The following is a 13,187-nucleotide window of genomic DNA, read 5'->3' as shown; positions in this document are numbered from 1 at the left end:
ATTATAAATTTTCTGAAGATTTTAATAATTAAGCATTTACTCAAACGCATGAGGTGATGCAATGACAAGCTTAGCTATTTATTTTGTATTATTTATCATCCCTATTTTCATTTTAACATCTATCATTGTTAAGTTATTACTTAATAATTTTAAAATGACAGAAACAAGGTTATTAAGTATTGCGTTACTAAGTTTTTGCTTTGTATTATTGGGAAGCTTTTTACGTTATACTTCCTCATTTCAATACGTCCCATTTTATACTTCGATAGTAATTGGTTTGGGTATTTTAGTTTTCCTTTCTACTCTTTTGCATTTAGTGTATGTATTACTAGTGAAATATTGCCACCTTCAAACAAGTTGGTTAATCGATATTCTTTTTTACATGCCCGTATTATTTCACGTAATTGCCCTTTCTTTAGGCTTTCGTTTATCTGCTGATATTTTTTATAAGCAAGGTCTTTGGATTTATCAAAGTATGTATGCGGAGAAACGACGTATTAAAGCATTATTAAAAGAAACGCTTTAGGAAGCAACCGTGCTAAGTCGGTATTTTGGTCGTTTTTGGTATTGCTTATTCAAATCAATTATGCCAAGGCGTAAAATTTAAAATAAGCATAAAGCTAATTTTTCATTGTACTGAGGAGAAGCTCGATTTTTGAGACAGCCCTTTCTTCTTTGCTAAAATCATCAATTATAAATGGTTTGATTAGGAGGTTTTTTTATGAATAGGCTTTCCATATATTCAATAATTCTTGCAGTTTTAGGCATGCTATTTTTTATTCTTTCAAGTGTGTCAGTAGGGTGGAATAGAAGTATAGCTACGCCTGGAGGACCACCGCCTCTTACTACTTGGGAGGTAACCTTGTTTTATATATTTTGTGGCGTAGGACTGCTTTGTTTTATCTTGAGCTTTGTAGTGGGGGTTTTAGGCTTCAAAATGAAAACAGGGAGTAGATTATTAAGATATATAGGTCTTCTATTAGTCCCAATTATCCTAATTTGCTCAATATCCTTTGGACTGCTTATTGCTATAGCTCTTGGCTGAAAATTTCATTCATTTTCATCAACTACCAAAGGGAGTTGTCCGAAAAGTCTATTTTATTTTGACACCGCATTGAAATCGATGTTTTCATCGCTTCCCTTTTACTGAAGGATAGCGCAGCTAAAACCAATGTCCATCCCATTTTTAAAAGAGGCGTTTTCTGTTTATCGCGTATTAACAAATTTGTTTGCGACGAGTAACCGCAGAAGCAGGCTGTAAGACCCCCACTTCAAAACAGCAGATAAAAACAGGATGTTTAAGTGGGGGATCAAACAGCCTGTAAAAACTAAGAATGAGGCCAACACGATGTTGGTCACACAAGCGTTTTCGCAGGATGCGAAGATCCTAGCTTGTGTTCCTCTATCACCAATCAGTGGGGGGCAAAGCCCCCACTGATTGAAGGTTCACTTTATAGGAATCAACATTTTGTGAAACATCATCGCTACTGTCCAAAATGCCCGCTATGCACGGCTTTTTGGACAGCCTCCCTACCTCTATATCAAATATTCGCTAAAATGCTGTACCTATCGCTTCGCTTTCGGTACAAAGTGGTCGTCTCAAAATGATTTTTCAGATACCCCCTTGATATTTTACTTTATGCTACCTTTAATAGTCTTGGCGCAGTTGAAAACAATAAAGAGCCTACAATTATTGTTAAAATAGCAGACGGAATCATATGTGTTGCATTATAAATAATTGAGTAAATCCATGGGTTTTGGTCTCCTGCATATTGAGAGAAGAACACAACACCTGATAACACATGCGTAATAAACGAAAGAGTAGCACCGAGCAAAACGCCTATCGTCATATATTGTGTAATCGCTTTTTTATTTTTTTCATGAAGCGCATTTAATAGTGGCTTGCGCATTACTGCTGCCAAACCAACTACCGTTGAGGCTAGCCCAAAATCTAAAACGGCCTGAAACCAATGCAAAATATAGCCGCCCATCATCGCACTGATTATCCCCTCAAGAAATCCTGTTGCCATACCAGCAAGTACACCATGTCTAAACGCTACTAATACAATTGGTAGCATGCCAAAGCTTATTGAGCCGCCCTGTGGAAGACTAAATGCCAGCTTGCCTAAAATAAAGCTAAGTCCTGCCATAATCGCGATTTCCATTAAAATTACTAAATTTTTATTGTTCATAACAAGTCTCCTTTCTTTTGTTCATTGGAACCAAGAGGAAGAATAGAAAACAAAAAAGCAATGTTAGGACAGAGCCTAACATCGCTTAGAAGTCGGTTTCTATCCACATCCCTACGCAAGCTTTAACTTACAGGTTCAAAGAGTCAGTACAACGAGTGTACAATCTCAGCCGACTTAATCGGCTCCCCTTGTGGTCATATGATGATTTATTTGTTAGAACAGTTTCATTGTACTGAATATCGCTTTGTATTTCAATACGTTTTAGTGGATTACTGAAAGTAGTTAACTAATGCATATCTAGTTATTCAGCTACTGGCTTTTTCAATAAGCCAACAATAAGCGCTGTGACAATGGAACCTACTATTACTGCTAGCAAGTATAGGATTGGGTTTCCTTCAACAACAGGGAAAACGAATACACCACCATGTGGCGCAGGAAGTCCAATACCAAATATCATCGTTAATGCCCCTGCTACTGCTGCACCTATAATTGAAGCTGGAATCACTCGGACTGGGTCTGCTGCTGCAAATGGAATTGCGCCCTCTGTAATGAAAGATGCGCCCATAATATAGCATGTTTTCCCTGCATCTCTTTCCCTTTTGGAAAATTTGCGTTTGAAAAATGTTGTCGCAAGTGCTAAACCTAATGGTGGCACCATACCCCCTGCCATTACTGCTGCATGTGGTGCAAAATTTCCCGCATCAATCATAGCGATACCGAATGTAAAGGCCGCTTTATTAATCGGTCCACCCATATCAACTGCCATCATACCACCGAGCAATAAACCAAGCATAACTAAGTTTCCTGTCCCGAGGCTAGATAACCACGATGTAATTGCCTCATTTACCCCTTTTACAGGCTCAATTATAATGTACATCATAATAAGTCCTGTAAATAAAATGCCAAATAGAGGATAAAGCAGTACAGGCTTAATTCCTTCTAGTGACGTAGGCAATTTATCAAATACTTTTTTCAGACCAAGCACTAAATAACCCGCTAAAAACCCTGCAATCAAACCACCTAAAAAACCTGCCCCACCTGTTGCTGCCATGAAGCCACCAACCATCCCCGGTGCAAAGCCTGGTCGGTCTGCAATACTCATCGCGATAAATGCCGCTAATACTGGAATCATTAAACCAAATGCATTACCACCACCGATTGTGTTCAATGCTTCGGCAATTGGATGATAAGAAGGATCTGTCGGGTCAAATGCTTTAATTCCAAACATAAACGATATTGCGATTAAAATACCGCCACCAACAACAAACGGAAGCATATTTGATACACCATTCATTAAGTGCTTGTAAAAGCCTGAGCGCTTCTCCTTTTCTGTTCCTTCCTGTTTTCCTGTTGCTGTATGAATAGGTGCATCTTGCTCTAACGCACGCTCAATTAACTGCTGCGTTTTTCGAATGCCATCTGCTACTGGCACTTGAATCACATGCTTCCCAGCAAAGCGTGCCATCTCAACCTGTTTATCTGCCGCTACAATAATAGTCGTCGCTTCCGCAATCTCCTCTGCCGTTAGCGCATTTTTCACACCTGTTGAGCCATTCGTTTCAACTTTAATATCCACACCCATTTCAGCAGCCTTTGTTTTAAGTGCATCAGCAGCCATATACGTATGAGCAATACCTGTTGGGCACGCAGTTACAGCTAAAATTTTTGCCCCGGGTGAAGCTACTGACTTTGCTGACACTATTGGTTGTTCTTCATCCTCATGATCCTGACTATCAATAAGTGCTAAAATTTCATCCTCTGATTGTGCCTTCAATAACTGCTCACGGAATGCCGCATCCATTAATAACATCGATAAGCGCGATAATGTTTCTAAATGCGTATTGTTCGCCCCCTCTGAGGCAGCTATCATAAAAAACAAATGACTTGGCTGACCGTCTAATGCCTCAAAATCAACACCCGCCTGTGAGCGTCCAAAAGCGAGTGCTGGCGTGCGCACTGCGTTTGTTTTAGCATGTGGTATCGCCACCCCTTCCCCGATACCTGTCGTACTTTGTGCTTCGCGTGTTAAAATAGCTTCTTTAAAGGCTTTAGCATCTACTAATCTATTAGCCACATCTAATTTCGATACTAGCTCATCAATCACCGCCTCTTTAGATGTTGAAGCTAAATTTAAAATCATCGTATCTTTTTTCAACAGCTCAGTAATCCTCATCCTTCTCTCCCCCTTATACGTGAATTAATTGAATTTGCGGCAGTAGCTCCTCTACTTCTGCTTGCGTACATAGCTCTAATGAAAAGGCCGTAGCACTACCAGAAGCCACCCCATACCGAAATGCCTGCTGCACATCTCCCATGCGAAAATAACAACTCAAAAACCCTGCCACGACAGAGTCGCCTGCACCTACTGAATTTTTCAGTACACCCTTCGGTACATTTGCATAAAGCGCCAACTCCTTGCTGAATAACAAAGCACCAGCACCAGCCATTGAAACAATCACATGCTGTGCGCCCATTTCAACAAGTCGCTTCCCATAAGGAATTGCCTCTTCTATAGTTTCTATCGTGACATTAAATAACTCACCAAGCTCATGATGGTTCGGCTTAATTAAAAATGGGCTATTTGGCAAAACATTTAATAATACTTCGCCTGTTGTATCAACAACTACCTTCGCACCTTTTTGCGTCACTGTCGCTGCCATTGTTTCATAAATTGTTGCTGGCAGACACTGTGGAATACTTCCTGCTAATACAAGTACATCCCCATCAGCCAATCGATTAATTTTATTCAATAAATTTGCTAGCTCCAGCTCTTGAATTGTCGGTCCACGTCCATTGACTTCCGTCTCCTGTCCCGTCTTAAGCTTAATATTAATGCGCGTATCCTCTTGAACATGAACAAAATCCGTCGCTATTCCCTTTTGCTGTAAGGCATTCACAATATAATTACCTGTAAAGCCTCCTACAAATCCTAATGCCTTGCTATCTGTCCCTAATCGCTTCAACACTTGCGATACATTTATTCCTTTGCCCCCTGGAAATTTTGCTTCTTTTTGAATAAGATTGAGTGCACCTAGCTGAAAAGGTGTTACTTCCACGATATAATCAATAGATGGATTTAATGTCATCGTGTAAATCATGCTTCGACCACCTCTACTTTAGTTTTTGCATGCAATGTTTTTTGCATATTATTTTTAATTTCATTTGTAATAATTATCGCTTCCTGCAAGTCAGCTATTTTAGCAAAATATACTTCCTCGAATTTCGAAGCATCTACTAGCACATATGCTTCCCGCGCTAATTGTATAGCTGCTTTTTTAAGCATCGCTTCTTCTGGATCTGGCGTTGTATAGCCATATTCAAGGTGTACACCATTTGCCCCAATAAAGCATTTATCAAAACGATATTGCTCAAGGCTAATTAGCGCACCACGTCCAATCATTGCCTTTGTTTTATGCTTAATTGCACCACCGATTAAATAAGTTTTAATATTATTTTCTATTAATAAATCAAGATGATGCACACTGTTTGTGACAACAACTACTTCTTTCTGCTGTAAATAAGGAATCATTTCATAAACCGTCGTTCCAGCATCTAAATAAATGCAATCACCATCATCTACAAAGCTCGCTGCATAAGCAGCAAGTGCTTTTTTCTCCTGAAGGTTTTTGAAAGATTTTTCAGAAATACTTGGCTCAATTAATTTGCCTTGCAATCTTGAAGCGCCTCCATGAATGCGCTTTAATATTTTAGCGCGCTCTAATTGAATTAAATCTCTGCGGATTGTTGATTCGGACGCTTTCGTTATTTCAATTAATTCTTGCATCGTTACAATCTCTTGTTGTTTTAAAAGCTCACGAATTAAATGCTGTCGCTCAACTGTTAGCATCGTTCCACCCCCAACTTACTATTAGCTATATAATAATTAGAATTATAAGATTAATCAACAACTTTATTTCAAATTCATTCAAAATAATTCATATTTCTTCACGAAATCTTTTTGAAACTTCTATTTGTCTTCATACGTAGATAAAATTAGATTAAAGTAAAATTTTTATAGGGGATGATTTCATGGAGGACCGTAAAATTTTAAGTGCACTTAGTTATTTGAGTATCTTCTTTGCACCATTTATAGCGCCAATTATTGTATGGCTAGTATCGAAGGATGAAGAGGTTCGCTATCATGCAAAACGCGCACTGATTTCACATGTTATTCCTATTGTCATAGGGATTGCTGTAGGTGTTTTCTTTATCTTCACTACGATATTTGGTGGGGCACAGGAAGATGCGACTTTATTTTTTGCAGGCTTTGGTGGGATGCTGCTTTATGGATTAATTTATTTAGCATTCGTCATTTGGAATATCGTTCAAGCGGTGCTAGTATTCCGTAATGTTTAACGGCAGAGTTGGTAGGGTATAATAAAAGCACTAATTGAAAGCTTTCTCTGAATCAAAATAGAAGGAGCGAATATATTATGAAACTCGGTAAAATTGTAAAAACGGCTATAAAATGGGCACCAGTTGCTTATCCAATCATCAAAAAAATACTTAACGATAAGAAACAGCCAACCGTTCGCCGCAAATAATGTGACTCTTTCATCAATAACGGCTGTCTGGAAAGTAATGTAGTTCCGCGATAATTCGTCGCAAAAAATCTACAACTTCTAGACAGCCGTTTTTTATATGCTATACACTTGGCACTTTAATCGTGGTTCGACTATAGCCTTCCTTCAATTTCTCAACATGCAAAACAGTCGAAATGGCTGCCTTTAGCTCAGCTACATGAGAAATAACGCCAATCATGCGACCTGATTTTTGCAAGTCGATTAAAGTATCAATCGCACGCATTAATGATTCTTCATCAAGAGACCCGAAGCCTTCGTCAATAAACATCGTATCAATTTGCACATTGCCCTGAAAGCTTTGAATAATATCAGCCATGCCTAACGCTAAACATAGAGAGGCATTAAATTTCTCTCCACCAGACAATGATTTAACATCGCGAGTTTGCCCTGTATAGCTATCATATACGTCTAAGCTTAGCCCACTTTGTCGTCCATGCGATTCTTGGCGGTCAGAGCATACTAATTGATACTGCCCATTCGATAAATGTTTTAGGCGGTGATTCGCCGCCTCAGTAATTTGCTCTAAATAGCCCATTTGTACATAACGTTCGAAGGAAATTTTCCGCTGATTTTGCCCACGCAACACATTATAAAGCATGATTACTTCATTCGCCGTTTGTGTTAACGAATGAATTTCATCCGCTATTTGCAATAGCTTGTCTTTATATTCTAAACAAAGTTGCTTGTAATTTTTTGAGGTATTGGCAGTTCGTAACGCCTCCTCATATGCCTCCTTATATGCTTGTAGCTGTTCCTGTGCAGCTGTTATATCTACCTTTTCTGCATTAGCTAATTGCTGCTTTTCTTGCTCGACAAACAACGTTAAAGCATGTAGCTCATTTGTATAGTTCATATATTCCTGTTGTAATTGCTGTATTTGCTGCTCTGTACGACATGAGTTGACAAACTCTTCCTCTGTCGTAAATCCTAATTCTTGTAGTTTCTTGTTGAATTGCTCTATCACTAATACAAGCTTTTGCTGTAATTCTTCATGATGTGTAATTGATAGCGTGTACGTTTCTGTTATTTTCAAATAGCTAGCATAGGATTCATCATAATGCTTCTGCGCATTACTTAATGCTTGCTGTAATACAAAGAGCTGCTGTTGCTTTTGCTGATATGTTTTCTCTAGCTGCTTGATGCTACTAATCGCTGATGGCATACTTAAACGTTTTTGCTCTAGTACCGTTTGCTGCTGAATAAATCCATGTTGAACTTGCTGTAGCTGTTGCTCATTGTGTTTTTGCTCTTGTTCATGCTGAATAATTGTAAGCTGCATATCCTTTAGCTTTTGACGACAGTCTACTAAATTTTCCGCTACATGTTGCAATTGTATGATTTCATCCTTGCCCTGCTGATAACGCGTTAAATAGGTGGACTCCTCAGCAATTTCAGCATCTAATTGCTGAAGCTGCTGTTGTAGCTGCTCTTGCCCTTGCAATACCAATTGATACTCTGTTGTAAGCTGCATATATTGCTTGTGTAGCTTGTCAGCTCGCTCTTTAAATAACTGTAATTGTTGTTGCTCCACTTGCTCAGTTGCATTGTCATTAATCGCAGGATGCTCCGTACTGCCACAAACCGGGCACGGTTCACCAGATACTAGCTCAAGTGCCAGCATATGCGCTTGATTTGCTAACCACCGCTCCATTTCTCGTTCATAATGCTGCTGTGCTTCCTCATATTGCTGATTGATATTTGTGAGCTGCTCAGCCAATTTCTGCTCCTTTGCAGTTGTATCTCCTAAGTTTTTAAATAGGGCTACCACTTCCTTCAGATATTGCTGCTGTTCTAATAATTTCGGTAGCCTTGCCACTTGCTCTTCTTGCTTTTCAATCGAATTTTGCTGTTCATTCATTTGTTGCTTCAATTTTTCAATCTGCTCATTAGCATGATGAATATTTTTTTGCTGTAAATGGAGCTGTTGCTGCTGCTTTTCAACAGCGCTGGCTAGCAATGCGATTTCCTCATAAAGCGGTTTGATTTTTTCTAGCTCCTTCAGCTCCTGCTGATATGTTAATCGTTCATTATCTCGTTCTTTTTCTGTTTGTAATATGGCATATGCTTGTTGCCGCTCTTGTTGTAACTGCTCTTTTTTTGCCAATAATGTCGTTAACATAGCCGCTTTATTAGCCTCTTCCTGCTGTAGCTGTGTACATTGTTCAGCTATTGGAATAAGCTGCTGTGCCTTCGTAGCCGCCTCATATTGCCTTTTCTTATTTTCAAATAATGCCAGCTCTAGCTTTTTAGCTGCAAGTTCCCGCTTCTTTTGCTCAAAATTCTCGATTCGCTCATTCAGTCGTTGCCATTCTAAAACAATTTTTTGCTGCTTCTCATGTTGTGCAAATGTTTCTTGATAATGCTTAACATCAGCATCTGCCTTCAATTCATAGTAGTGTAGTTCCTGCTCTAAAGCCTCATCAATTTGATATAAATTAGACTCATCTTGCAAACGCTCAAAAAGCAATGAATCGCGTTTCGGTAACGCTCCTACAAGTTGTTCTACATAGCTTTCACTGCGTGCAATAGCCATTTTTTGCTGCTGCTCAGCCTGTTGCTTTTTCTGTTCAAGTTTTTTAGCAATTTCTCCATAGCGCTCCGTCTTGAAGATTTTTCGTAAAATTGCCTCTTTATTTTCTGATTGTGAGGTGAGTAGCTTGCGAAATTCACCTTGTGGTAACATAATAATTTGGCTAAATTGGTCGTAGGATAAGCCAATTAATTCCTCAATTTTTTTATTAATATCCGTTACTTTTTGCCGCTCAACAGCGGGTTGTTCTACCCCATTTTCTTGTAATCGCATAAATTCATATGCTTCGCCTGTCGCTGCCTTACGTCCCTTTTTTATATGCGCTAATTGACGCTTTACACGATACGTAGTGCCGCGCACCTCAAAAACAAGCTCTACTGCTGTATGCATATCATCCTCAGCAAAATCACTGCGCACCGATTTATTTTCTTTGCGATCTTGTCCGCTTGCCGCACCATATAAAGCAAAGGTAATACCATCAAAAATAGTCGTCTTGCCTGCACCTGTTTGTCCCGATATCACAAATAAACGATGTTTTTGTAGCTCACTAAAATCGATTACCTCCTTATGCTTATATGGCCCGAATGCTTGAAGAGTCAAACGAATTGGCTTCATTTCACTTTTTCCTCCTCACGTTCTTCCTTTAAAAGCTCCTGTAAAGCTTCATCAAATAATTTGCATGCAATAGCTGAGGGTTCCTCGCCTGTCATTTCCTTCATAAAGCCTTGAAATAATGTACGTTCATCTAGTTGGTCACGCATTGGTATTTGCTCTTCATCACGTTCCAAAAACATTGCTTTTCTCTCCACATGCAATGCATTTTTATAAACTGTACGTATTTGTTCCATTGCACCAATTACTGGTGTCGTATCAATTAGACGAACAAAAACATAGTCCTCACTTTCTTGATGGCGTAAAATTTCCTGCAAAGTACCCTCTACAATACGCAAATCTCTGCGAGGAATAAGTGGGCGTTTCGTTACGGTAACTGTACCATCAGCGGCTAAGTCTATAATTAGGAAGCCTTTTTCATGATTAGCCTCTGATGCTGAATACTTAAGAGGTGAGCCTGCATAACGTATCGTTTCATTCAGCACATAATGTGCGCGATGTAAATGCCCTAACGCCGTATAATGAAATGGTGCAAAATAATGGGCATCGACACATTCTGAGCCACCGATAACCAACGGTCGCTCTGAGTCGCTTGTATTCTCTTGCTTATCACCATTTGGTGTTACGAAGGCATGGGCAATAGCTATATGGCGTGCATCCGAATTTAAAGTTGGCATAATTTGCTCAATCACTTTTTTCATCGCTTCATCGTATGTAGTGATGCTATCATCCTGCAATATGGTCTTTACTATTGCTGGCTCCGTAAATGGAATGAAGTGAAAATGAACTTCACCATGTTCATCATTTAAAATGATTGGCTGCCATATAGCATTTATCTCTCCAGCGATATGTAAGCCTGCTCGTTCCATTAACTGACGTCCGAACTGTAAGCGAGTAGGACTATCATGATTGCCCGCAATAGCTAGAACAGGAATTTTTCGCTGCATTGTAATTTTACTTAATATATCATCTAATAAATCCACTGCCTCTACTGGAGGTATGGCACGGTCATACAAATCACCAGCGATAATAACAGCATCCGGCTGTTCTTCATCAATCGCTGCAATAAACTGCTCTAAAATAAAGCGCTGCTCGTCTGTCATATATACACCTTGTACAAGCTTTCCTAAATGCCAGTCTGCCGTATGAAAAATTTTCATGATAGCAACTCCTTATAAAAAATCAATAGGGGTGTTTGAAAAGTCAATACACACCGACTTTTCAAACACCCCTTATACTACTAATAATTTGGCGTCAATGCACCTTTTGTGATGTCTTCCATATAGTGACATGCCGCTTGATGGCCTTCTTTCATCAAGTCGGATGTACGTAACACTGGCTCCTCTGTACGACATTTATCTGTCGCAAATGGACAGCGCGTATGGAAACGACAGCCGTTTGGCGGGTCGATTGGTGATGGTACATCACCTTTTAAAATAACCCGCTCTTTTTTAGCATCTGGATCTGGAACAGGAATTGCTGATAGTAATGCTTTCGTATATGGGTGCTGTGAATTTTCAAACAAGCTAACCTTATCTGCAATCTCTACAATTTTCCCTAAATACATAACGATAATACGGTCTGAAATATGTCGTACTACCCCTAAATCATGCGAGATAAATAAATATGTTAAGCCATATTCATTTTGTAATTCCTCTAATAAGTTTAAAACCTGTGCCTGAATCGATACGTCTAGTGCAGATACCGCCTCATCACAAATAATTAGCTTTGGATTTACAGAAAGCGCACGCGCAATACCAATACGTTGACGCTGACCACCAGAGAATTCATGTGGGTAACGGTCCGCTTGATATGGACGTAAACCTACCGTTTCCAAAAGCTCCTCGATGCGCGCACGTCGCTGATTGGTTGGCAATACATTTTGAATTTGCATCGCCTCGTTCAGAACAGACGCTACTGTTTGACGCGGATTTATCGAAGCGTAAGGGTCCTGAAAAATAATTTGTAAATCTTTGCGGAACTTACGCATTTCTCCTTTAGAAATCTTAGTTAAATCTGTACCTTGGAACTCTACAACACCTTCTGTAGGCTCCTCCAATCTTAAAATAGCACGGCCAGTTGTTGATTTACCGCAACCTGATTCTCCTACAATACTTACAGTTTCACCTTCATAAACTGTAAATGAAACACCATCCAGTGCTTTTACGTGGTTCACTGTACGACCAAGAAAGCCACCTTTAATCGGGAAGTATTGCTTTAATCCCTCAACCTTTAACAGTTCTTTTTTCGCCATATAGCGTCACCTCCGAATCGCCATCCCACTCTTCTGAGTACATCCAGCAACGAATTTGCTCGTTATTGCCCTTCTTTTCAAGCACAGGTGGCTTAGTATGACAACCCTCCGTAGCCACTGGGCAACGTGGTGCAAAACGACAGCCTACAGGCATTTCGTGTGGGCTTGGCACCATTCCTTTAATCGGAATAAGCTTTTCTTGATCCACATCGTGACGCGGTAAAGAGTTTAGTAGCCCCAGTGTATATGGATGCTTCGGATTTTTAAATAACGTACGTACATCCGAGTATTCTACTACCTGACCTGCATACATAACAGCTACATAGTCACATGTTTCTGCTACTACACCTAGGTCATGTGTAATCATAATTACAGACATGCCTAAGCGATTTTGTAAATCACGAATAAGCTCTAAAATTTGCGCTTGAATTGTTACGTCAAGAGCAGTTGTTGGTTCATCCGCAATTAAAATTTCTGGGTCACACGCCAATGCCATGGCAATCATAACACGTTGACGCATCCCCCCTGAAAGCTCATGCGGATACTGTTTTACACGCTTTTCAGGAGAAGGAATTCCTACAAGTTTCAGCATATCTACCGATTGCTTCATTGCCTCTTGCTTGGAAATCTTTTTATGAATAATAAGTGTTTCACTTATTTGTTGTCCTACTGTATAAACAGGGTTTAACGAAGTCATCGGCTCCTGGAAAATCATTGAAATTTGATTTCCTCGAATATCACGCATTTGTTTATCCGATAGCTTCAGTAAATCTTTTCCTTTGAAAAGAATCTCGCCATCTTTAATCTTCCCGTTTTTCGCTAAAAGGCGAAGAATTGATAAAGATGTAATACTTTTACCTGAACCAGATTCCCCTACAATACCAATTGTTTTTCCTTTTGGTACGACAAAGCTGACACCATCAACCGCACGTACCTCACCACCGTCAGTTGAAAAAACAGTTTGTAAGTCATTCACTTCTAAAATATTTTCTAATTGTTGTGTCACAATGATTCAC

The 13,187-nt window shown here is 39.5% G+C and carries 11 protein-coding genes and 1 riboswitch; of the genes, 3 read left to right on the top strand and 8 right to left on the bottom strand.

Annotated features, from left to right (window positions below):
- Window positions 1-61 precede the first annotated feature (61 nt).
- Window positions 62-526, top strand: a complete 465-nt coding sequence (locus tag MHB51_RS15285; protein ID WP_342558511.1) for a hypothetical protein — start codon at window positions 62-64, stop codon at window positions 524-526.
- Between the two features lie 1,111 nt (window positions 527-1,637).
- Here MHB51_RS15285 and thiT read toward each other — a convergent pair.
- The 4 genes from thiT to MHB51_RS15265 all read right to left on the bottom strand — a co-directional run bounded on the left by thiT (window position 1,638) and on the right by MHB51_RS15265 (window position 6,039).
- The gene (thiT, locus tag MHB51_RS15280) at window positions 1,638-2,192 is read right to left on the bottom strand and encodes an energy-coupled thiamine transporter ThiT (RefSeq protein WP_342471874.1); all 555 of its coding nucleotides are present in this window, start codon (window positions 2,190-2,192) and stop codon (window positions 1,638-1,640) included.
- A gap of 91 nt (window positions 2,193-2,283) precedes the next feature.
- A riboswitch (TPP riboswitch) is annotated at window positions 2,284-2,391 on the bottom strand.
- 102 nt (window positions 2,392-2,493) lie between these two features.
- Window positions 2,494-4,365 (bottom strand): fructose-specific PTS transporter subunit EIIC, encoded by a 1,872-nt coding sequence (locus MHB51_RS15275; RefSeq protein ID WP_342471873.1) that lies wholly within the window; start codon window positions 4,363-4,365, stop codon window positions 2,494-2,496.
- Between the two features lie 13 nt (window positions 4,366-4,378).
- Window positions 4,379-5,290 carry a 1-phosphofructokinase gene (gene pfkB / locus MHB51_RS15270; protein WP_342471872.1) on the bottom strand — a complete coding sequence of 304 codons (912 nt, stop codon included), beginning with the start codon at window positions 5,288-5,290 and terminating at the stop codon, window positions 4,379-4,381.
- Window positions 5,287-6,039, bottom strand: coding sequence for a DeoR/GlpR family DNA-binding transcription regulator (locus MHB51_RS15265; RefSeq protein WP_342558510.1), 753 nt, complete (start codon window positions 6,037-6,039; stop codon window positions 5,287-5,289). The genes pfkB and MHB51_RS15265 overlap by 4 nt, the downstream gene beginning before the upstream one ends.
- 182 nt (window positions 6,040-6,221) lie before the next feature.
- Here MHB51_RS15265 and MHB51_RS15260 point away from each other — a divergent pair, with 182 nt between their 5' ends.
- Complete coding sequence (locus MHB51_RS15260) at window positions 6,222-6,548, top strand: DUF4870 domain-containing protein (RefSeq protein ID WP_066164752.1); 327 nt, start codon at window positions 6,222-6,224, stop codon at window positions 6,546-6,548.
- 77 nt (window positions 6,549-6,625) lie between these two features.
- Window positions 6,626-6,736, top strand: coding sequence for a hypothetical protein (locus MHB51_RS15255; protein WP_235616092.1), 111 nt, complete (start codon window positions 6,626-6,628; stop codon window positions 6,734-6,736).
- A gap of 100 nt (window positions 6,737-6,836) precedes the next feature.
- Here the strand turns inward: MHB51_RS15255 and MHB51_RS15250 are convergent, their stop codons facing one another.
- The 4 genes from MHB51_RS15250 to MHB51_RS15235 form a co-directional block, all read right to left on the bottom strand.
- Window positions 6,837-9,920 (bottom strand): SMC family ATPase, encoded by a 3,084-nt coding sequence (locus MHB51_RS15250; protein ID WP_342558509.1) that lies wholly within the window; start codon window positions 9,918-9,920, stop codon window positions 6,837-6,839.
- Window positions 9,917-11,077 (bottom strand): exonuclease SbcCD subunit D, encoded by a 1,161-nt coding sequence (locus tag MHB51_RS15245; protein WP_342558508.1) that lies wholly within the window; start codon window positions 11,075-11,077, stop codon window positions 9,917-9,919. Before MHB51_RS15245 ends, MHB51_RS15250 begins: the two co-directional genes overlap by 4 nt.
- Before the next feature lie 80 nt (window positions 11,078-11,157).
- The gene (locus tag MHB51_RS15240) at window positions 11,158-12,171 is read right to left on the bottom strand and encodes a dipeptide ABC transporter ATP-binding protein (RefSeq protein ID WP_066164744.1); all 1,014 of its coding nucleotides are present in this window, start codon (window positions 12,169-12,171) and stop codon (window positions 11,158-11,160) included.
- Window positions 12,143-13,177, bottom strand: a complete 1,035-nt coding sequence (locus tag MHB51_RS15235; RefSeq protein WP_066164741.1) for an ABC transporter ATP-binding protein — start codon at window positions 13,175-13,177, stop codon at window positions 12,143-12,145. The genes MHB51_RS15240 and MHB51_RS15235 overlap by 29 nt, the downstream gene beginning before the upstream one ends.
- Window positions 13,178-13,187 lie beyond the last annotated feature (10 nt).

The organism is Metasolibacillus sp. FSL K6-0083 (assembly GCF_038630865.1).
GTDB lineage: Bacteria > Bacillota > Bacilli > Bacillales_A > Planococcaceae > Metasolibacillus > Metasolibacillus fluoroglycofenilyticus.
This window is presented reverse-complemented; position numbering and strand designations above follow the sequence as displayed.

Bases quoted from the DNA above. Each gene is read 5' to 3' on its own strand.
- MHB51_RS15285 (WP_342558511.1), top strand. From the start codon at position 62: ATGACAAGCTTAGCTATTTATTTTGTATTATTTATCATCCCTATTTTC.
- thiT (WP_342471874.1), bottom strand. From the start codon at position 2,192: ATGAACAATAAAAATTTAGTAATTTTAATGGAAATCGCGATTATGGCA.
- MHB51_RS15275 (WP_342471873.1), bottom strand. From the start codon at position 4,365: ATGAGGATTACTGAGCTGTTGAAAAAAGATACGATGATTTTAAATTTA.
- pfkB (WP_342471872.1), bottom strand. From the start codon at position 5,290: ATGATTTACACGATGACATTAAATCCATCTATTGATTATATCGTGGAA.
- MHB51_RS15265 (WP_342558510.1), bottom strand. From the start codon at position 6,039: ATGCTAACAGTTGAGCGACAGCATTTAATTCGTGAGCTTTTAAAACAA.
- MHB51_RS15260 (WP_066164752.1), top strand. From the start codon at position 6,222: ATGGAGGACCGTAAAATTTTAAGTGCACTTAGTTATTTGAGTATCTTC.
- MHB51_RS15255 (WP_235616092.1), top strand. From the start codon at position 6,626: ATGAAACTCGGTAAAATTGTAAAAACGGCTATAAAATGGGCACCAGTT.
- MHB51_RS15250 (WP_342558509.1), bottom strand. From the start codon at position 9,920: ATGAAGCCAATTCGTTTGACTCTTCAAGCATTCGGGCCATATAAGCAT.
- MHB51_RS15245 (WP_342558508.1), bottom strand. From the start codon at position 11,077: ATGAAAATTTTTCATACGGCAGACTGGCATTTAGGAAAGCTTGTACAA.
- MHB51_RS15240 (WP_066164744.1), bottom strand. From the start codon at position 12,171: ATGGCGAAAAAAGAACTGTTAAAGGTTGAGGGATTAAAGCAATACTTC.